The organism is Pseudomonas sp. MG-9, from assembly GCF_018729515.1.
GTDB lineage: Bacteria > Pseudomonadota > Gammaproteobacteria > Pseudomonadales > Pseudomonadaceae > Aquipseudomonas > Aquipseudomonas serboccidentalis.
In genome coordinates, this window is sequence record NZ_JAHHZH010000005.1 from 568,609 (window position 1) to 588,443 (window position 19,835).

At 59.1% G+C, this 19,835-nt stretch carries 15 protein-coding genes; 11 read left to right on the plus strand and 4 right to left on the minus strand.

Annotated elements, in window-relative coordinates:
• Positions 1-150: 150 nt before the first annotated feature.
• Together KKQ10_RS16440 and mlaY are read right to left on the minus strand one after the other, a co-directional pair.
• The gene (locus KKQ10_RS16440) at positions 151-939 is read right to left on the minus strand and encodes an MlaA family lipoprotein (protein ID WP_007969640.1); all 789 of its coding nucleotides are present in this window, start codon (positions 937-939) and stop codon (positions 151-153) included.
• Positions 932-2,230, minus strand: a complete 1,299-nt coding sequence (mlaY, locus tag KKQ10_RS16445; RefSeq protein WP_215501687.1) for a lipid asymmetry maintenance lipase MlaY — start codon at positions 2,228-2,230, stop codon at positions 932-934. Before mlaY ends, KKQ10_RS16440 begins: the two co-directional genes overlap by 8 nt.
• 224 nt (positions 2,231-2,454) lie before the next feature.
• Between mlaY and KKQ10_RS16450 the strand changes: the two genes are divergently transcribed.
• Positions 2,455-2,823, plus strand: a complete 369-nt coding sequence (locus tag KKQ10_RS16450; protein ID WP_215501688.1) for a hypothetical protein — start codon at positions 2,455-2,457, stop codon at positions 2,821-2,823.
• A gap of 91 nt (positions 2,824-2,914) precedes the next feature.
• Here the strand turns inward: KKQ10_RS16450 and KKQ10_RS16455 are convergent, their stop codons facing one another.
• On the minus strand, positions 2,915-4,510 hold the full coding sequence (locus tag KKQ10_RS16455) for a glycoside hydrolase family 17 protein (RefSeq protein ID WP_215501689.1): 1,596 nt from the start codon (positions 4,508-4,510) through the stop codon (positions 2,915-2,917).
• 300 nt (positions 4,511-4,810) lie between these two features.
• On the opposite strand from KKQ10_RS16455, the gene KKQ10_RS16460 reads away from it, so the two are divergent.
• The 3 genes from KKQ10_RS16460 (at position 4,811) to KKQ10_RS16470 (ending at position 7,935) form a co-directional block, all read left to right on the plus strand.
• Positions 4,811-5,662, plus strand: a complete 852-nt coding sequence (locus tag KKQ10_RS16460; protein ID WP_127651563.1) for a glycine betaine ABC transporter substrate-binding protein — start codon at positions 4,811-4,813, stop codon at positions 5,660-5,662.
• Between the two features lie 306 nt (positions 5,663-5,968).
• Complete coding sequence (locus tag KKQ10_RS16465) at positions 5,969-6,280, plus strand: DUF485 domain-containing protein (RefSeq protein WP_127651562.1); 312 nt, start codon at positions 5,969-5,971, stop codon at positions 6,278-6,280.
• Positions 6,277-7,935 (plus strand): cation acetate symporter, encoded by a 1,659-nt coding sequence (locus tag KKQ10_RS16470; protein ID WP_127651561.1) that lies wholly within the window; start codon positions 6,277-6,279, stop codon positions 7,933-7,935. The genes KKQ10_RS16465 and KKQ10_RS16470 overlap by 4 nt, the downstream gene beginning before the upstream one ends.
• 995 nt (positions 7,936-8,930) lie before the next feature.
• Here the strand turns inward: KKQ10_RS16470 and gltA are convergent.
• A complete protein-coding gene (gltA, locus tag KKQ10_RS16475; RefSeq protein ID WP_003222994.1) occupies positions 8,931-10,220 on the minus strand; it encodes a citrate synthase in 1,290 nt (429 codons plus the stop codon).
• Between the two features lie 363 nt (positions 10,221-10,583).
• On the opposite strand from gltA, the gene sdhC reads away from it, so the two are divergent.
• The 7 genes from sdhC to lpdA all read left to right on the plus strand — a co-directional run bounded on the left by sdhC (position 10,584) and on the right by lpdA (position 19,703).
• The gene (gene sdhC, locus KKQ10_RS16480; RefSeq protein WP_016773673.1) at positions 10,584-10,958 is read left to right on the plus strand and encodes a succinate dehydrogenase, cytochrome b556 subunit; all 375 of its coding nucleotides are present in this window, start codon (positions 10,584-10,586) and stop codon (positions 10,956-10,958) included.
• Positions 10,952-11,320 (plus strand): succinate dehydrogenase, hydrophobic membrane anchor protein, encoded by a 369-nt coding sequence (gene sdhD / locus KKQ10_RS16485; protein WP_003222999.1) that lies wholly within the window; start codon positions 10,952-10,954, stop codon positions 11,318-11,320. Before sdhC ends, sdhD begins: the two co-directional genes overlap by 7 nt.
• 3 nt (positions 11,321-11,323) lie before the next feature.
• Positions 11,324-13,096 carry a succinate dehydrogenase flavoprotein subunit gene (gene sdhA, locus KKQ10_RS16490; RefSeq protein ID WP_025111871.1) on the plus strand — a complete coding sequence of 591 codons (1,773 nt, stop codon included), beginning with the start codon at positions 11,324-11,326 and terminating at the stop codon, positions 13,094-13,096.
• Positions 13,097-13,107: 11 nt separating this feature from the next.
• A complete protein-coding gene (locus KKQ10_RS16495; RefSeq protein ID WP_003223007.1) occupies positions 13,108-13,812 on the plus strand; it encodes a succinate dehydrogenase iron-sulfur subunit in 705 nt (234 codons plus the stop codon).
• 259 nt (positions 13,813-14,071) lie between these two features.
• Positions 14,072-16,903 (plus strand): 2-oxoglutarate dehydrogenase E1 component, encoded by a 2,832-nt coding sequence (locus tag KKQ10_RS16500; RefSeq protein WP_215501690.1) that lies wholly within the window; start codon positions 14,072-14,074, stop codon positions 16,901-16,903.
• Between the two features lie 42 nt (positions 16,904-16,945).
• Positions 16,946-18,169 (plus strand): 2-oxoglutarate dehydrogenase complex dihydrolipoyllysine-residue succinyltransferase, encoded by a 1,224-nt coding sequence (gene odhB / locus KKQ10_RS16505; protein ID WP_003223011.1) that lies wholly within the window; start codon positions 16,946-16,948, stop codon positions 18,167-18,169.
• A 97-nt stretch (positions 18,170-18,266) separates the two neighbouring features.
• On the plus strand, positions 18,267-19,703 hold the full coding sequence (lpdA, locus tag KKQ10_RS16510; protein ID WP_003223013.1) for a dihydrolipoyl dehydrogenase: 1,437 nt from the start codon (positions 18,267-18,269) through the stop codon (positions 19,701-19,703).
• Positions 19,704-19,835: the final 132 nt, after the last annotated feature.

The window sequence follows — 19,835 nt, forward strand, 5'->3', positions numbered from 1 at the left end:
GCCTGCTCGCGATGGCGGTGTATCAGTCACATAAAGGTGACTGACACGGCCTCATCGCGAGCAGGCTCACTCCTGCAGTCTGAATTTGGTTTGCCATGAAAAAGGGCCATTCGACTCGCATCGAATGGCCCTTTTTCGTTGCCGCTGACGTTACTCGGCAATCTGCAGCTTGCGCGACTCGGTGTACACGTAGCGCACTTTCTCGTACTCGAACGGCGAGTTCATCTGACCGTAGCGGAAGTTGGTCTGGTAGCGCTTGTCGACGGCGCGCAAGGCCCAGATCTCAGGATGGTTGGAGCTGACTTCTGACACGTTCAGGTAGTTGATCGCCGATTCGGCGGTGTAGTCCACGGCCAGGCCTGCGGTATCGCGAATGTTCGACGGGCCAAGGATCGGCAGCACGAAGTACGCACCGCCCGGTACGCCGTAGAAGCCCAGGGTCTGGCCGAAGTCTTCGCTCTGGCGCGGCAGGCCCATGGCGGTCGCCGGGTCCCACAGGCCGGCGATGCCGATGGTGGTGTTGAGCAACAGGCGCGCCGTGGTTTCCATTGAACGCTTGCCCTTGAACTGCAACAGGCTGTTGACCAGGTTCGGCACGTCGCCGAGGTTGTTGAAGAAGTTGCTCACCCCGGTGCGCAGGAAGCTCGGCGTCACGTAGCGATAACCGTCGACCACCGGCAGGAACACCCATTGGTCGAAGCGGTAGTTGAAGTGGTAGACGCGGCGGTTCCACGACTCCAGTGGGTCATAGACGTTCAGCGCGTTGAGCGTCGAGCGTTCGAACTCACGCTGGTCCAGTCCCGGGTTGAACTTGAGTTTGGACAGCGGCTCCTTGAAGCCGTCGCTGTCGACCACCACCGGCGCGTTGGCTTTGCTGTTGTCGGCCTGGGCCACGCCTGCACTGAGGAGCGCTGCAATCAGCAGGAGATATTTAGCCACGGAAAAACTCCAGCATGGCGTCGCTGTTGACGCGGTAGTTAAGGTTGCCGCAATGGCCGCCCAGTGGATAAACGGTCAGGCGATCGCCGAAGGTCTTGCGCAGGAAGCCCAGGTCGCCAGGGCCGAGGATCACGTCATCGGCGTTGTGCATGACGGCGATTTTCGGGCTGTCGTGCAGGTAATCCTTGAGCGCGTACAGGCTGACCTGGTCGATCAGTTGCAGCAGGCTGCCGCCGTCGGTACGGGCGCGCCACATCGGGATCACCTGTTCGGTCAGGTAGCAATCGAAGTCGCATTGCAGCGCGCGCTTGAGGAACGGCGTGAGGCTGGTGCCTTCGGTGATCGGGAATTTCGGCGGGGTGATCAGACCACGACGGTTGATCAGGTCCGACGTAAAGGCAATGTCGGCGGCCGAGAAGCGGAACGAGGTGCCGATCAGCATCGCCATCTGCTCGTTGGTCAGGTGCTGCTTGGACTGCTGGAAGTCATAGAGCAGGGCATCATTGAGATCGATATAGCCCTTCTGCTGGAAGTAGCGGGTCAGCTTGTTCAGCACCAGTTCATAGAAGGTAGTGCTGTTGTTGATGCCCTTCACTTCGGTCTGCACCAGCTTGTCGAGGTTGGTGATCGAGGTGTAGAGGTTGACCGGCGGGTTGAGCAGCAGGACTTTCTTGAAGTTGAAGCTGCGCCGGGTTTCGTCCAGATGCGCGACGAACGCGGCATCCAGGGCACCGAGGCTGTAGCCGCTGAGGTAGTACTCGGTGACCGGCAGTTTTGGATGTTGCGCGCGCACGGCCTGCATCACCCGGTACATGTCTTCGGCGTCTTCCTTGGTGATACCGGGCGTGGCGAAGCGTGAAGCGGCGCTGATGAAGTCGAAGCTGGTCGGCGACGACAACTGCACGACGTGGTAGCCGGCCTTGTAGTAGAGCTTCTTCAGGTATTCGTTGAGCGTGCTGTCAAAGCGGGCGCCGGTGCCGGCGATCAGGAAGATCAGCGGCGCGGGTTTGTCCTGCTCGGCGATGCGGTAGGTGAGTTTCTTCACCGCCCAGAAATTGTCCGGGAGGATGAAGGCCCGTTCCGGGCGCAGGGTGATGCTGTGGTCGGACTGGTTGATATCGTCGTTGGACGGCAATTCCGGGCGCAGGTCCGGCGGCGTCGTGGCGATGGTCGCCTCGAACGGGTTGGTCAGGGGATAGCCATAACTGGCGGCATCGATATCCACCGCCAGTGCGGACGCACTCAGAATAAGGCCGCAGAACAGCGCGACGAAGCGCAAGGAACGGAGCATGACTGGATCCCTTAGAGAAAGGTGCCGAATGAAGTTCGCAGGCTATGACCACCGGGTTTGCGCCAAAGTGCCATGCGACGGCATCAAACAGGCAGAATTCGGAGTAATAGTAGGCGGACGATACACTTTGCACGGCGCGGATGACCAGTTAACAGTTGTTAGTGCTTGCCAACGGTGCAAGTCAGATTAAGCTGGCCGCCGATTTCCGTAGATTGGAGTGATTCATGTCCCGCCGCTTGCCCGTGATCCTGTTGCTCGTTCTGCTGCCGTTATGGCTGGCCGCCAGTTATGGCGCGCGTTATGGCTTCATGGAGGACGGGCAGTGGGTCGGCATCTGCGTCGATGAAGCGAGCCGTTGGGAGTGCTCGGTGCGCTCGAACCTGGGGCTGATGATTCACTTCAAGGTATTGGGCTGGACCGCGCTGGGTGCGGCGCTGCTCGGTTTTGTGGTGCCGGGGCGGGCAGGGTGGTGGCTGGCGGTGCTGGCGCTGGTGTTCGGCCTGCCGGCGCTGGCGTTGTACAACACCACGTTGGCGGTGTTTGCGGTGGTGATTGCCGGATTGCGCCTTGTCAGAGAATCCCGAAGCGCCTGATAGAAAAAGATCGCAGCCTCCGGCAGCTCCTACATGGGGGACACCCTGTAGGAGCTGCCGGAGGCTGCTATCTTTTGATCTTGCTGTTTAATCAACGACCGCGAACCCGCAGGCAGCGCCACAACGCCGCCACCATCAACCCGCTGACCAGCGCCCAGCCCCAGGCCTGCGGGTTCTGCAACCCTTCCTCGAACAGCTGCGGCGCAATGCCGGCGCCGATGATGAAAGCCAGCAGGGCGATTTCCCGACGCGGCACGCTGACCGGGCGGCACACGTACACCAGCGCCGGCAGAATGAACGCCATGCTGGCGAAGCTGCGATAACGTGCGTCGAACACCATCTCCAGCATCATCACCGCTGCAGCAAAACCGGCCACGGCCACCAGCCATCCGGCGCGGCGCTCCAGCAGATTGAACGCACGTTCACGCCAACCCTGGCGCGCGCTCAAGGTCAGTGCGGCATGCGCCAGCACCCATAGATTCAACACGGTCAGCAAGCCGACCCACAGCCATTCGCTGGCAAACCGCGTGGTTACCCGCGCCAGATCGCCCCAGGCGCCGATCGAACAGGCGGCCACCGCGCCCAGCAGCGGCAGGATCAATGCCGATTGCGTGGTGCGCACCCGGCCACCGAGCAGCAGCGTACCGAGGAAAATCAGCCCGCCGACGCCCAGCCATTCTTTCCAGTACGGCACGTTGGTCACCGGCCCGGCGAGCACGCCCTTGTCCTGACGATCTGCGTCGAACAGGCCCCAGTAGCCACCGACCGCACCCTCGCTGCCGCGTTTCCATGGTTGGTCGAACGCTTCGATCAGGTTGTAATGCCAGCCTTCCTTCTCGGCCATCGCGACAAAACCACGAATGAACTTGGCTTCGTTGACCCGGCTCGGCAGGGCGGTCTCGCGCTGGCGGCCTTCGCTGGGCCAGCCGGTTTCGCCGATCATCACGTCCTTGGGCGCGAACTTGTTGCCGAACACCTGACGCACATCCGCCACATGTTGCAGGGCGATGTCGATGTTCGAGGGATCGTCTTCCCAGTACGGCAGCAGGTGAATGGTCAGGAAATCCACTGCCGGTGCGACTTCCGGGTGCTTGAGCCAGAACTCCCAGACATCGGCATAAGTGACCGGTTGCTTGACCTGGCTTTTGACCTTATTGATCAGTCTGGCCAGTTGCGCGCCGGTGACTTCCTTGCGCAGCAAGGCTTCGTTGCCGACGATCACCGCGCTGACCACGTCCGGGTTGGCGTTGGCCGAGGCGATCAGCAGGTCGACCTCCTTCTCGGTGTCCACCGGGTTGCTGTTGACCCAGGCGCCGATCATCAACTTCAAGCCGTGCTTGCGCGCCAGCTCGGGCAGGGCTTCGAGGCCGGTCATCGAGTAGGTGCGGATGCACTCGAAGCGCGTCGCCAGCAGGGCAAGGTCGGCGTCCATGCGCTCCGGGCGCAGCTTGAACGGCACGTCGAACGGCGATTGATCCTTGTCGAACGGCGTATAGGAGGCACATTGCAACTTGTGCGTCGGGGTTGCGGCGTCCGGCAGGATCACCGGTTTGCCGAGGCCGTACCAGAAGCCGCCAAGGGCAAACAGGCCGAGCAGGCAAGCGAAAAGATAGGGAATAAACGGGAAGCGGGAAGTCGCGGACATGGTCAGGCCGAGTGGCTGCAAAGCGACGCATGTTACCTGCATTTATCCGCGGGTTGGTGGCCTGCATGATTTGCCCATGCAAAGTTCGGGCGGATTGTCTGGCGCCAATTATTCAGAAGCGATTAATGGCTTTCTGATGTCGTTTCTCGTTGTCTTGAGGTCGTTGCCAGAGCAGGTCGCGTTTGGCGTCAGGCCGATGATCGAAAGCGTCAGTACCCTTATAGAAAAGACGACTGATGTTCGGACGAGTTTGCGGTCAGGCGTGATGGGGGCGCTGTGCACCATAACAATACGTTGACGATGCCCGGCATCCGTCGGGCGCAGCATTTCGGGGAAGTAACGATGAAGATGCGACGACTTTTAGGCGCCGGTGCCGCTCTGGTGCTTGCGATGAGCTCCACATTCGCCAGCGCTGAAAAACAGACCCTGAACATCGGTTACGTTGACGGCTGGTCCGACAGCGTCGCGACCACCCATGTGGCGGCCGAAGTGATCAAGCAGAAACTCGGCTACGATGTGAAACTGCAAGCCGTCGCTACCGGGATCATGTGGCAGGGCGTGGCCACCGGCAAACTCGACGCCATGCTCTCGGCCTGGCTGCCGGTCACCCACGGCGAATACTGGACGAAGAACAAGGATCTGGTCGTCGATTACGGCCCGAACTTCAAGGATGCAAAAATCGGCCTGATCGTGCCGGAGTACGTCAAAGCGAAATCGATCGAAGACCTGAAAACCGACGACAGCTTCAAAAACCGTATCGTCGGCATCGATGCCGGTTCAGGCGTGATGCTCAAGACCGATCAGGCGATCAAGGATTACGGTCTCGACAAATACACCCTCAAGGCCAGTTCCGGCGCCGGCATGATTGCCGAGCTGACCCGTGCCGAGAAGAAGAACGAATCGATTGCCGTCACCGGTTGGGTGCCGCACTGGATGTTCGCCAAGTGGAAACTGCGTTTCCTCGACGACCCGAAAGGCGTGTACGGCGCGGCTGAAACCGTGAACAGCATCGGCAGCAAAGCGCTGGAGACCAAGGCTCCGGAAGTCGCCAAGTTCCTGAAAAACTTCCAGTGGGCGTCGAAAGACGAGATCGGCGAAGTCATGCTGGCGATTCAGGACGGCGCCAAGCCTGAAGCGGCGGCCAAGGATTGGGTCGCCAAGCACCCGGATCGCGTGGCTGACTGGACTAAATAACCACACGTAACGCAGTACCCCCTGTAGGAGTGAGCCTGCTCGCGATAGCGGTCTTTCGGTGACAGCGATGTCGACTGATTTGACGCAATCGCGAGCAGGCTCACTCCTACATTTGTTTCCGGCCACCCCTCACCGACAGGGTTTGCGGCTGTTTCAGCGCCTCTTTCCACTTCTTTCGGCTATTTACAGTCCAAAAATTGGCGAAAATGTCATGTCGTTCTAATACTAAGGTCGTCTGGAAGCCGTTCCGCAGCCGCATACAGTGGATACGTTCCAACAATAATCTGTGCTGCGAGGATAAAAACAATGAACGACAGCATTTACCTCTCGATTCAAAACAGCCCGCGCTTCAAGGAGCTGGTGAGAAAAAGAGAAAAGTTCGCCTGGATACTCTCGGCGATCATGCTCGGGCTGTACTCCGGATTCATCCTGCTGATCGCCTACGGGCCGCAAGTGCTCGGGGCAAAACTCAGTCCCGGGTCTTCGATTACCTGGGGCATTCCGATTGGTGTCGGATTGATTGTCTCGGCCTTCGTCCTGACTGCTATCTACGTACGGCGCGCCAACGGCGAGTTTGACGACCTGAACAATGCGATTCTCAAGGAGGCTCAGCAATGATCCGGCGTCTACTGGCTCTTTTGAGCATCGCAGCGTTCGCTCCAGCCGTCTGGGCCGCTGACGCCTTGACCGGCGAAGTCCACAAACAACCCCTCAACGTTTCTGCGATCGCCATGTTTGTGGTGTTCGTCGGGGCGACCCTGTGCATTACTTACTGGGCGTCCAAACGCAACAAGTCGGCTGCCGACTACTATGCAGCGGGCGGCAAGATCACCGGTTTCCAGAACGGTCTGGCGATTGCCGGTGATTACATGTCGGCGGCGTCCTTTCTGGGGATTTCCGCGCTGGTGTTCACCTCCGGCTACGATGGCCTGATCTACTCGATCGGCTTCCTGGTGGGCTGGCCGATCATTCTGTTCCTGATCGCCGAGCGCCTGCGTAACCTGGGCAAATACACCTTTGCCGACGTGGCGTCCTACCGCCTCGGGCAAACGCAGATCCGCACCCTGTCTGCCTGCGGTTCGCTGGTGGTGGTGGCGTTCTACCTGATCGCGCAAATGGTCGGTGCCGGCAAGCTGATCCAGCTGCTGTTCGGCCTCGACTACTATGTGGCGGTGATTCTGGTCGGTATCCTGATGTGCATGTATGTGCTGTTCGGCGGCATGCTGGCGACCACCTGGGTGCAGATCATCAAGGCAGTGCTGTTGCTGTCCGGTGCCTCGTTCATGGCGCTGATGGTGATGAAGCACGTCAACTTCGACTTCAACATGCTGTTCTCCGAGGCGATCAAGGTTCACCCCAAAGGTGAGGCGATCATGAGCCCGGGCGGCCTGGTGAAAGACCCGATTTCGGCGTTCTCCTTAGGCCTGGCGCTGATGTTCGGTACCGCCGGTCTGCCGCACATCCTGATGCGCTTCTTCACCGTGAGTGACGCGAAGGAAGCGCGCAAGAGCGTGTTGTACGCAACCGGCTTCATCGGCTACTTCTACATCCTGACCTTCATCATCGGCTTCGGTGCGATCCTGCTGGTCAGCACCAACCCGGCCTTCAAGGATGCAGCGGGCGCTCTGCTCGGCGGCAACAACATGGCGGCGGTGCACCTGGCCAATGCGGTGGGCGGTAGTATTTTCCTGGGCTTCATCTCGGCGGTAGCGTTCGCGACCATTCTGGCGGTTGTGGCGGGTCTGACCCTGGCCGGTGCTTCGGCGGTGTCCCATGACCTGTATGCCAGCGTGATCAAGAAGGGCAAGGCCAACGACAAGGATGAGATTCGCGTGTCGAAGATCACCACCATCGCACTGGCCGTGCTGGCCATCGGCCTGGGCATCCTGTTCGAAAGCCAGAACATCGCGTTCATGGTCGGTCTGGCGTTCTCCATCGCGGCGAGCTGCAACTTCCCGGTCCTGCTGCTTTCGATGTACTGGAAGAAGCTGACCACCCGCGGTGCGATGGTGGGCGGCTGGCTAGGGCTGGTGAGTGCGGTGGGGCTGATGGTCCTTGGTCCGACCATCTGGGTGCAGATCCTGCATCACGAGAAGGCGATCTTCCCGTATGAGTACCCGGCGCTGTTTTCGATGATCATTGCCTTTATCGGGATCTGGTTCTTCTCGATCACCGACAAGTCAGCGGCTGCTGATAACGAGCGGGCGCTGTTCTTCCCGCAGTTTGTGCGTTCGCAGACTGGGTTGGGGGCGAGTGGGGCTGTGTCTCACTGATTGCTTGATGATTGTGTAAGCGTTGTACTGAATGCCCCGGTTGAGAGATCGGGGCATTTTTTGTGGGCGGTTATCGGGCTGGAATTGTGTACATATCCGTTGCTGCGGTAACGGCGGCTTAGGGTTTCGCCCTTACGGCGACTCACTTTTTTTACAAACGCCTAAAAAAAGTAAGCAAAAAAACGCTTGCTCCTACGTTCGGCCCGCTCGCTAGGGCTCGGGGTTCCTTCGCTCCGGGATCGATCCGGGGGGCAGCGCCTACGGTTTGCTTCGCTGCACCTCCTCTCGCTGTGTTTGGCTTCGCCAAACGGTCGCTGCGCTCCCACCCCCGGATCAATCCCTCCGCTCAGCCTTCCGACGTCGCCCGTGGATCAAGATCAAGAGCAGGCGAGCTGACACTCGGCCTTAAGGGGGCGAGCGGTCACTGGGGGAGCGGCTTGCCAGCGATGGCGGCTCGTCGGACGAGCAATTTCTGATGGGGGTACCGGGTTCAATTGTAGGAGCTGCCGAAGGCTGCGATCTTTTGCTCTGGCTCTGGCTCTGGCTCTGGCTCTGGCTCTGGCTCTGGCTCTGGCTTTTGATGTGGCTTTTGATGTGGCCTTTGATCTTTTGCCCCTTCGGCAGGCCGAGCGAAGGTGTTCATCAGGGGGGAGGCGCGCAGCGCCGTGCGGCGAAGCCGCATACATCGAGAGGAGGTGCAGCGAAGCAAACCGTAGGCGATGCCCCCTGATGGACACCGTAGCGAGGGAACCCCGAGCCCCAGCGAGCGGGCCGTACGCCGGGGCAAAGCCTTTTGCTTACTTTTCGGCGCCTGGAAAAGTGAGTCGCTGTAAGAGCGAAACCATAGGAGGCCGTTACCGCAGCAACGGATATACACCCAAAACCGCAAAACCCCAGTCGGCCCTCAGGCCGCTGCGACACACAAACAAAAACGGCCCCTATATAAATAGAGGCCGTTCCCGGTACAACTTCAAGACGTTATCGCAAGACAAGTCTTATTTGCGGTCTTCCAGCTTGGTAATGTCACGCGACTCGTAGCCGGTGTACAGCTGGCGCGGACGGCCGATCTTGTACGGGCTGGAGAGCATTTCTTTCCAGTGGGAGATCCAGCCGACAGTACGTGCCAGGGCGAAGATCACGGTGAACATGCTGGTTGGAATGCCGATCGCCTTGAGGATGATCCCCGAGTAGAAGTCGACGTTCGGGTACAGCGAGCGTTCGATGAAGTACGGGTCGGTCAGCGCGATCTCTTCCAGGCGCATGGCCAGTTCGAGTTGCGGATCGTTGTTGATGCCCAGTTCTTTCAATACTTCGTCGCAGGTCTGCTTCATGACAGTCGCGCGAGGGTCGCGGTTCTTGTAAACGCGGTGACCGAAGCCCATCAACTTGAACGGATCGTTCTTGTCCTTGGCCTTGGCGATGAACTTGTCGATGTTGGACACATCGCCAATCTCGTCGAGCATGGTCAATACGGCTTCGTTCGCACCACCGTGGGCAGGGCCCCACAGTGCGGCGATCCCGGCGGCGATACAGGCGAACGGGTTGGCACCCGAGGAGCCTGCCAGACGCACGGTGGATGTCGATGCGTTCTGCTCGTGGTCGGCGTGGAGGATGAAGATCCGATCCATGGCCTTGGCGAGTACCGGGCTGATCGGTTTGATCTCGCACGGGGTGTTGAACATCATGTGCAGGAAGTTTTCCGCGTACGTCAGGTCGTTGCGCGGGTACATCATGGGTTGGCCCATGGAGTACTTGTAAACCATCGCTGCCAGGGTCGGCATCTTGGCAACCAGACGGATCGCGGAGATTTCGCGATGCTGCGGGTTATTGATGTCCAGGGAGTCGTGGTAGAAGGCCGAGAGGGCGCCGACTACGCCGCACATGACGGCCATCGGGTGGGCGTCGCGACGGAAGCCGTTGAAGAAGGTTTTCAGCTGCTCGTGAACCATGGTGTGGTTTTTCACGGTGCTGACGAACTGGGCCTTCTGTTCTGCGGTCGGCAGTTCGCCGTTGAGCAGCAGGTAGCAGGTTTCCAGGTAGTCCGACTTTTCAGCCAGCTGTTCGATCGGGTAGCCGCGGTGCAACAGAATGCCGTTGTCGCCGTCGATATAGGTGATCTTCGATTCGCACGAGGCGGTCGACATGAAACCCGGGTCGAAAGTGAAGCGGCCCGTGGCCGTCAGGCCCCGAACATCAATTACATCGGGACCAACGGTGCCGGTTAAAATGGGCAGCTCGACGGGGGCTGCGCCCTCGATGATCAACTGCGCTTTTTTGTCAGCCATGTGGCCTCCTATTTATGCTTGAACCATCAGACAGACCCCCCACGCAGGGCCCGCACCACTATAGTGAGATAAATTCGAATGTCAATTTGCCTAAAGTCTTGCTCCAGAAGGCTTTAAGCGCACTTTTTCCTCGAAATTGACTGCCATTTACGCCTTTTATACGACTTGTGCAATCAGCTATTTGGGGTAGGTGATTGCGTTGTCATTAGTAGCCTAACTGTCTATACTCGGCCACCGACCGCCAAGGGCTTTTGGGCTTGCTTTCATTGGGGGTCGCATCCCTGGGTGGTGGTTACCTGACCAGTGCACTCCCCAACAACTTTGCCCTGATTGTTAGGGGCTCTTCAGTGTGAAAAAAAAGCCGTGAAAAGCCAACGACCTGTAAACCTAGACCTAAGGACCATCAAACTCCCAGTCACTGCTTACACGTCCATTCTTCACCGAATCTCCGGTGTCATCCTCTTTGTGTGCCTTGCCATCATGCTTTACGCATTGGACAAGTCGCTGAGCTCCGAGGAAGGCTTCGGTCAGGTGAAAGCGTGTCTGACCAGTCCGCTAGCCAAGCTAGTGATTTGGGGCATCCTGTCCGCTCTGCTGTATCACCTGGTTGCCGGTGTGCGCCATTTGATCATGGACATGGGCATCGGTGAGACGCTGGAAGGCGGCAAGCTGGGCTCGAAAATCGTTATCGCCGTTTCCGTGGTGGTAATCGTTCTGGCAGGAGTTTGGATATGGTAACTAACGTCACGAACCTCTCGCGTTCGGGCCTCTATGACTGGATGGCGCAACGTGTGTCGGCGGTCGTTCTCGCGGCTTACTTCATCTTTCTGATCGGATACGTCGTGGCCCACCCAGGCCTCGAGTATGCCCAGTGGCATGAACTGTTCGCCCACAACGGGATGCGTATTTTCAGCCTCCTGGCCCTTGTTGCCCTCGGCGCTCACGCCTGGGTCGGCATGTGGACCATCGCGACTGACTACCTGACGCCAATGGCGTTCGGCAAGTCTGCGACGGCTATACGTTTCCTTTTCCAGGCAGTATGCGGCGTTGCGATGTTCGCTTACTTCGTCTGGGGTGTGCAGATTCTCTGGGGTATCTGAGTCATGGCTAACATTCCAACGATTTCTTTCGACGCCATCATTATTGGTGGTGGCGGTGCCGGCATGCGCGCTGCGCTGCAGCTGGCACAGGGCGGTCACAAGACTGCCGTGATCACCAAGGTTTTCCCGACCCGTTCGCACACTGTATCCGCCCAGGGCGGCATCACCTGCGCGATCGCGTCCGCCGACCCGAACGATGACTGGCGCTGGCACATGTACGATACCGTCAAGGGTTCCGACTACATCGGTGACCAGGACGCTATCGAATACATGTGTCAGGAAGGCCCGGCTGCCGTTTTCGAGCTGGACCACATGGGTCTGCCGTTCTCGCGTACCGAGCAAGGTCGTATCTACCAGCGTCCGTTCGGTGGCCAGTCCAAGGACTACGGCAAGGGCGGTCAGGCTGCACGTACCTGCGCAGCGTCCGACCGTACCGGTCACGCTCTGTTGCACACCCTTTATCAGGGCAACCTGAAAGCCGGTACCACGTTCCTGAACGAGTACTACGCTGTCGACCTGGTGAAAAACCAGGAAGGCGAGTTCGTCGGTGTGATCGCGATCTGCATCGAAACCGGCGAAACCTCGTACATCCGCGCCAAGGCCACTGTGCTGGCGACTGGTGGTGCTGGCCGTATCTACGCCTCCACCACCAACGCCCTGATCAACACCGGTGACGGCGTTGGCATGGCCCTGCGTGCTGGCGTGCCGGTACAAGACATCGAAATGTGGCAGTTCCACCCGACCGGCATCGCCGGCGCCGGTGTACTGGTGACCGAAGGTTGCCGTGGTGAAGGTGGTTACCTGATCAACAAGCACGGCGAGCGTTTCATGGAGCGTTATGCTCCGAACGCGAAAGACCTGGCCGGTCGTGACGTGGTTGCTCGCTCGATGGTTAAAGAAATCATCGCCGGCAACGGTTGCGGTCCGAATGGCGACCACGTAATGCTCAAACTCGACCACCTGGGCGAGGAAGTGCTGCACAGCCGTCTGCCAGGCATCTGCGAACTGTCGAAGACTTTCGCTCACGTTGACCCGGTGGTTGCTCCGGTTCCGGTTGTTCCAACCTGCCACTACATGATGGGCGGCGTTGCCACCAACATTCACGGTCAGGCGATCACCCAGAATGCCGAAGGCGTGGATCAGATCATTCCTGGTCTGTTCGCCGTAGGTGAAGTGGCTTGCGTATCGGTGCACGGTGCCAACCGTCTGGGTGGCAACTCGCTGCTCGACCTGGTGGTATTCGGCCGCGCTGCCGGCCTGCACCTGGAGAAGGCGCTGACCGACGGTATCGAATACGACGACGCGACCGAAGCCGACATCGAAGCTGCCCTGTCGCGTCTGAACGCGCTGAATGGCCGTACCGATGGCGAAGACGTAGCTACCCTGCGTCGCGAGCTGCAAAGCTGCATGCAGAACTACTTCGGTGTGTTCCGTACCGGCGAATACATGCAGAAGGGTATTGCCCAGCTGGCCGATCTGCGCAAGCGCATCGCCAACGTGAAGATCAACGATAAGTCGCAGGCGTTCAACACCGCACGTATCGAAGCTCTCGAGCTGCAAAACCTGCTGGAAGTGGCTGAAGCTACCGCCATCGCTGCCGAAGTACGTAAAGAGTCCCGCGGCGCTCACGCCCGTGAAGACTTCGAAGATCGTGACGACGAAAACTGGCTGTGCCACACCCTGTACTTCCCGGGTGACAAGCGCGTCACCAAGCGTGCCGTGAACTTCTCGCCGAAGACTGTTCCGACTTTCGAACCTAAAGTCCGGACTTATTAAGGGTGACCGCCATGTTGCAAGTCAGTGTTTATCGCTACAACCCTGATCAGGACGCTGCGCCGTTCATGCAGGAATTCCAGGTCGATACCGGTGGTAAAGACCTGATGGTGCTGGACGTGCTGGCCCTGATCAAAGAGCAGGACGAGGGTTTCTCCTATCGTCGCTCTTGCCGTGAAGGCGTCTGCGGCTCCGACGGCATGAACATCAACGGCAAGAACGGTCTGGCGTGCATCACGCCGCTGTCCGCTGTCGTAAAAGGCAACAAGTTGATCGTTCGTCCGCTGCCAGGTTTGCCGGTTATCCGTGACCTGGTCGTCGATATGAGCATCTTCTACAAGCAATACGAGAAGGTTAAGCCTTACCTGCAGAACGACACGCCGGCTCCGGCCATCGAGCGTCTGCAGTCCCCTGAAGAGCGTGAAAAGCTCGACGGTCTGTACGAGTGCATCCTGTGCGCCTGCTGCTCGACCTCGTGCCCGTCCTTCTGGTGGAACCCGGACAAGTTCCTGGGTCCAGCTGCTCTGCTGCAAGCGTACCGCTTCCTGGCAGACAGTCGTGACACCAAGACGTCCGAGCGTCTGGCTTCGCTCGATGACCCGTTCAGCGTCTTCCGCTGCCGGGGCATCATGAACTGCGTCAACGTATGTCCGAAAGGCCTGAACCCGACTAAGGCCATCGGTCACATCCGTAACATGCTGCTTTCGAGCGGCGTGTGATTCAGCTGCTGTAACCGTAGGACCGCTGTACCGAAGAGGCTGTGGCGCGGGCTTCAACCCGCGTCATGGCTATAACCAGAGCAGTAGCCACAAGCTGCAGCTCTTATTTTGAAGAAATGAGACAAGCAGGGGCATCCGGGCTGGTACCCGGACTATCAGCGTGATCCTAAGTGGCTTGTTTTGGTCGCTGCATTCGGACTTCTGCAAGTTTGCTCGGTATTGACGCCGATGGTGTTCCCCTAACCGAGGGTGACCAAGCATGCAAGAAAGCGTGATGCAGCGCATGTGGAACAGCGCCTACCTTTCAGGTGGAAACGCTGCCTATGTGGAAGAGCTTTATGAGCTCTACCTGCACGACCCTAACGCTGTGCCAGAAGAGTGGCGCACCTACTTTCAGAAGTTGCCTGCCGACGGCAACTCTGCCACTGATGTTTCGCACTCCACAATTCGCGATCATTTCGTGCTGCTGGCAAAGAACCAGCGCCGCGCCCAACCGGTTTCCGCCGGTAGCGTGAGCAGTGAGCACGAGAAGAAGCAAGTTGAAGTGCTGCGATTGATCCAGGCCTACCGTATGCGTGGCCACCAGGCAGCCCAGCTTGACCCGCTGGGGCTGTGGCAGCGTCCTGCACCTGCAGACCTGTCGATCAATCATTACGGCTTGACCAATGCCGATCTTGATACGACCTTCCGTGCCGGCGACCTGTTCATCGGCAAAGAGGAAGCGAGCCTACGCGAAATTCACGAAGCGTTGCAGCAGACATATTGCCGCACCATCGGCGCTGAATTTACGCACATCACCGATTCCGAGCAGCGCCAGTGGTTCCAGCAGCGTCTGGAAAGCGTGCGTGGTCGTCCGACGTACTCCGCTGATATCAAGAGCCACCTGCTCGAGCGCGTGACCGCCGGTGAAGGCCTGGAAAAATACCTGGGCACCAAATACCCGGGTACCAAGCGTTTCGGTCTGGAAGGCGGCGAAAGCCTGATCCCGATGCTCGACGAGCTGATCCAGCGTTCCGGTTCCTACGGCACCAAGGAAGTCGTCATCGGCATGGCCCACCGTGGCCGTCTGAACGTGCTGGTCAACACCTTCGGCAAGAACCCGCGCGAGCTGTTCGACGAGTTCGAAGGCAAGAAGAAGGTCGAGCTGGGTTCCGGTGACGTTAAATACCACCAGGGCTTCTCGTCCAACGTAATGACCACCGGCGGTGAAGTTCACCTGGCCATGGCGTTCAACCCGTCCCACCTGGAAATCGTTTCCCCGGTGGTAGAAGGTTCGGTTCGCGCCCGTCAGGATCGTCGTAACGACCCGACCGGTGAAAAGGTTCTGCCGATCTCCATCCACGGTGACGCTGCATTCGCAGGTCAGGGCGTGGTCATGGAAACCTTCCAGATGTCGCAGACCCGCGGTTTCAAGACCGGCGGTACCGTGCACATCGTGATCAACAACCAGGTCGGTTTCACCATCAGCAACCCGCTGGACTCGCGTTCCACCGAGTACGCCACCGACGTTGCGAAGATGATCCAGGCGCCGATCCTCCATGTGAATGGTGATGATCCGGAAGCCGTGCTGTTCGTGACCCAGATGGCCATCGACTACCGCATGCAGTTCAAGCGTGACGTGGTGATCGACCTGGTCTGCTACCGTCGTCGCGGCCACAACGAGGCCGACGAGCCAAGCGGCACTCAGCCGCTGATGTATCAGCAGATCACCAAGCAGCGCACCACCCGTGAGCTGTACGCTGATCGTCTGACTCAGGCCGGTGTACTGGACGCTGAACGTGTTCAGGCCAAGGTCGACGAGTACCGCAACGCGCTGGACAACGGTCTGCACGTGGTGAAATCGCTGGTCAAAGAGCCGAACAAAGAGCTGTTCGTGGACTGGCGTCCGTATCTGGGCCACGCCTGGACTGCGCGTCACGACACGCGTTTCGATCTGAAGACCCTGCAAGAGCTGTCCGCCAAGCTGCTGGAAATTCCGGAAGGCTTCGTGGTTCAGCGTCAGGTCGCGAAGATCTACGAAGACCGTCAGAAGATGCAAGCCGGCGGCCTGCCGATCAACTGGGGTTACGCCGAAACCATGGCGTACGCGACCCTGGCGTTCGAAGGTCACCCGATCCGCATGACTGGTCAGGACATCGGCCGCGGTACGTTCTCGCACCGTCACGCTGTGCTGCACAACCAGAAAGACGCGGGCACCTACATTCCGCTGCAGAACCTGTACGACGGTCAGCCACGCTTTGACCTGTACGACTCGTTCCTGTCGGAAGAAGCGGTACTGGCTTTCGAATACGGCTACTCGACCACCACGCCAAACGCGCTGGTGATCTGGGAAGCCCAGTTCGGCGACTTCGCCAACGGTGCACAGGTTGTTATCGACCAGTTCATCACCAGCGGCGAGCACAAGTGGGGCCGTCTCTGCGGTCTGACCATGCTGTTGCCGCACGGCTACGAAGGTCAGGGTCCTGAGCACAGCTCGGCACGTCTTGAGCGTTACCTGCAGCTGTGCGCCGAGCACAACATTCAGGTATGCATGCCGACCACTCCGGCCCAGATCTACCATTTGCTGCGCCGTCAGGTGATTCGCCCGCTGCGCAAACCACTGGTAGTGCTGACACCGAAGTCGCTGCTGCGCCACAAGCTGGCCATCTCGACGCTGGAAGATCTGGCTGAAGGTTCGTTCCAGACCGTGATCCCGGAAATCGATGCCCTGGACCCGAAAAAGGTCGAGCGCGTTGTTCTGTGTAGCGGCAAGGTCTACTACGACCTGCTGGAAAAACGCCGTGCCGAAGGCCGTGACGATATCGCCATCGTGCGTATCGAGCAGCTGTATCCATTCCCTGAGGACGACTTGAAAGAAGTCCTGGCGCCTTACACCAACGTCAAGCATGCCGTCTGGTGTCAGGAAGAGCCGATGAACCAGGGCGCCTGGTACTGCAGCCAGCACCACTTGCGTCGCAGCATCAGTAACCTCGACAAGTCTCTCGTACTCGATTACGCGGGCCGTGAGGCTTCTGCTGCCCCAGCTTGTGGTTACGCATCGATGCACGCCGAGCAGCAGGAAAAACTGCTGCAAGACGCGTTTACCGTTTAACGCCTTCGCGCACCTGAAACCGAATTTAAGGAACCACAGATAATGGCTATCGAGATCAAAGCCCCCACTTTCCCGGAATCGGTTGCCGATGGCACCGTTGCCACCTGGCACAAAAAACCGGGCGACGCCGTCAAGCGTGACGACCTGATCGTCGACATCGAAACTGACAAAGTCGTATTGGAAGTTCTGGCTACCGCCGACGGCGTGCTGGGCGCAATCGTCAAGAACGAAGGCGACACCGTTCTGTCCGACGAAGTCCTGGGCTCCATCGAAGCGGGCGGCGCTGCTGCCGCTGCTCCAGCCGCCGCTGCTGCTCCGGCCGCTGCTGCCGCTGCCCCGGCTGCTGCCGAAGGCGAAGACGATCCTGTTGCTGCTCCGGCTGCGCGCAAGCTGGCTGAAGAAAACGGCATCAACATCGCTTCCGTTGCCGGCACCGGCAAAGGCGGTCGTGTGACCAAGGAAGACGTGGTGGCTGCTGTTGCCGCGAAGAAAGCCGCTCCGGCTGCCGCTCCTGCAAAAGCGGCTGCTCCAGCCGCTGCTGCTCCGGTATTCGCTGCCGGTGACCGCGTTGAAAAACGCGTACCGATGACCCGTCTGCGCGCCAAGGTTGCCGAGCGTCTGGTTGAAGCTCAGTCGAACATGGCGATGCTGACCACTTTCAACGAAGTCGACATGACCGAAGTCATGGCCCTGCGTTCGAAGTACAAGGACCTGTTCGAGAAGTCCCACAACGGCGTACGCCTGGGCTTCATGTCGTTCTTCGTCAAGGCGGCCACCGAAGCGCTGAAACGCTTCCCGGCGGTCAACGCTTCGATCGACGGCGCGGACATCGTTTACCACGGCTACGCCGACATCGGTGTTGCCGTTTCCAGCGACCGTGGTCTGGTAGTACCGGTTCTGCGTAACGCCGAGCTGATGAGCCTGGCTGAAATCGAAGGCGGCATCGCCACTTTCGGCAAGAAAGCCCGTGACGGCAAACTGTCGATGGAAGAGATGACCGGCGGTACCTTCACCATCACCAACGGTGGTACCTTCGGTTCGATGATGTCGACCCCGATCGTCAACCCACCGCAGGCAGCGATTCTGGGCATGCACAACATCATCCAGCGTCCTATGGCCATCAACGGTCAGGTCGTGATCCGTCCGATGATGTACCTGGCACTGTCCTACGATCACCGTCTGATCGATGGCAAAGAAGCTGTGACCTTCCTGGTGACCATCAAGAACCTGCTGGAAGATCCGGCTCGTCTGTTGCTGGATATCTGATAGAAGCAGCTGCGAGCTTCAAGTTTCAAGCTGCAAGAAAAGGCAGCTTGGCTTGGAGCGCGCGGCTTGAAGCTTTTCGCTAAAGAGGATTTTTTGAATGTCGCAGAAATTTGACGTAGTAGTGATCGGTGCCGGCCCTGGCGGCTATGTGGCTGCCATCAAGGCCGCGCAGTTGGGTCTCACCACTGCCTGCATCGAGAAGTACACCGACGCTGAAGGCAAGCAAGCCCTCGGCGGTACTTGCCTGAACGTCGGCTGCATTCCGTCCAAGGCGCTGCTGGACAGCTCCTGGAAGTACAAGGAAGCCAAAGAGAGCTTCAACGTTCACGGTATCTCGACCGGCGAAGTCAAAATGGACGTCGCTGCGATGGTTGGCCGCAAGGCTGGCATCGTCAAGAACCTGACCGGCGGCGTTGCCACCCTGTTCAAGGCCAACGGCGTTACTTCGATCCAGGGCCACGGCAAACTGCTGGCAGGCAAGAAAGTCGAAGTCACCAAGCCGGACGGCTCGGTTGAAGTCATCGAAGCTGAAAACGTCATCCTGGCTCCAGGCTCGCGTCCGATCGACATTCCACCGGCTCCGGTCGATCAGAAAGTTATCGTCGATTCGACTGGCGCGCTGGAATTCCAATCCGTACCCAAGCGTCTGGGCGTGATCGGCGCTGGCGTGATCGGTCTGGAACTGGGTTCGGTCTGGTCGCGTCTGGGTGCAGAAGTGACTGTCCTGGAAGCCCTGGACACTTTCCTGATGGCAGCTGACACCGCTGTTTCCAAGGAAGCGCTGAAAACCCTGACCAAACAGGGTCTGGACATCAAGCTGGGCGCTCGCGTTACCGGCTCGAAAGTGAATGGCGACGAAGTCGTTGTGAACTACACCGATGCCAACGGCGAACAGACCATCACTTTCGACAAGCTGATCGTAGCCGTTGGTCGCCGTCCGGTGACCACTGATCTGCTGGCTGCCGACAGCGGCGTGACCCTGGACGAGCGCGGTTTCGTGCACGTTGACGATCACTGCGCCACCACCGTACCGGGCGTCTACGCCATTGGTGACGTGGTTCGCGGCATGATGCTGGCTCACAAAGCCTCGGAAGAGGGCATCATGGTTGTCGAGCGCATCAAGGGTCACAAAGCCCAGATGAACTATGACCTGATCCCTTCGGTTATTTATACTCACCCGGAAATCGCGTGGGTTGGCAAAACCGAGCAGGCCTTGAAAGCCGAAGGCGTTGAAGTTAACGTCGGCACCTTCCCGTTCGCCGCTTCCGGCCGTGCCATGGCCGCCAACGATACCGGTGGTTTCGTCAAGGTCATCGCGGATGCCAAGACTGACCGCGTATTGGGCGTGCACGTGATTGGCCCGAGCGCTGCAGAACTGGTTCAGCAGGGCGCGATCGGTATGGAATTCGGCACCAGCGCTGAAGACCTGGGCATGATGGTTTTCTCCCATCCGACCCTGTCTGAAGCCTTGCACGAAGCTGCTCTGGCTGTGAATGGCGGCGCCATCCACATTGCCAACCGCAAGAAGCGTTAAGACATAATAAGAAACCACGGCGGTAACGGCCCGTCGTGAGCCTTGCGAGCAAGTCTCACCGCGGAATGTCCGCTGGACGCAGTCTTGCGTAGCTGCACCGGGTACCCGGAAAGGCTACGCAAGCAGCAGTCA

Bases quoted from the DNA above. Each gene is read 5' to 3' on its own strand.
- mlaY (WP_215501687.1), bottom strand. From the start codon at position 2,230: ATGCTCCGTTCCTTGCGCTTCGTCGCGCTGTTCTGCGGCCTTATTCTG.
- KKQ10_RS16450 (WP_215501688.1), top strand. From the start codon at position 2,455: ATGTCCCGCCGCTTGCCCGTGATCCTGTTGCTCGTTCTGCTGCCGTTA.
- KKQ10_RS16455 (WP_215501689.1), bottom strand. From the start codon at position 4,510: ATGCAGGTAACATGCGTCGCTTTGCAGCCACTCGGCCTGACCATGTCC.
- KKQ10_RS16460 (WP_127651563.1), top strand. From the start codon at position 4,811: ATGAAGATGCGACGACTTTTAGGCGCCGGTGCCGCTCTGGTGCTTGCG.
- KKQ10_RS16465 (WP_127651562.1), top strand. From the start codon at position 5,969: ATGAACGACAGCATTTACCTCTCGATTCAAAACAGCCCGCGCTTCAAG.
- KKQ10_RS16470 (WP_127651561.1), top strand. From the start codon at position 6,277: ATGATCCGGCGTCTACTGGCTCTTTTGAGCATCGCAGCGTTCGCTCCA.
- gltA (WP_003222994.1), bottom strand. From the start codon at position 10,220: ATGGCTGACAAAAAAGCGCAGTTGATCATCGAGGGCGCAGCCCCCGTC.
- sdhD (WP_003222999.1), top strand. From the start codon at position 10,952: ATGGTAACTAACGTCACGAACCTCTCGCGTTCGGGCCTCTATGACTGG.
- sdhA (WP_025111871.1), top strand. From the start codon at position 11,324: ATGGCTAACATTCCAACGATTTCTTTCGACGCCATCATTATTGGTGGT.
- KKQ10_RS16495 (WP_003223007.1), top strand. From the start codon at position 13,108: ATGTTGCAAGTCAGTGTTTATCGCTACAACCCTGATCAGGACGCTGCG.
- KKQ10_RS16500 (WP_215501690.1), top strand. From the start codon at position 14,072: ATGCAAGAAAGCGTGATGCAGCGCATGTGGAACAGCGCCTACCTTTCA.
- odhB (WP_003223011.1), top strand. From the start codon at position 16,946: ATGGCTATCGAGATCAAAGCCCCCACTTTCCCGGAATCGGTTGCCGAT.
- lpdA (WP_003223013.1), top strand. From the start codon at position 18,267: ATGTCGCAGAAATTTGACGTAGTAGTGATCGGTGCCGGCCCTGGCGGC.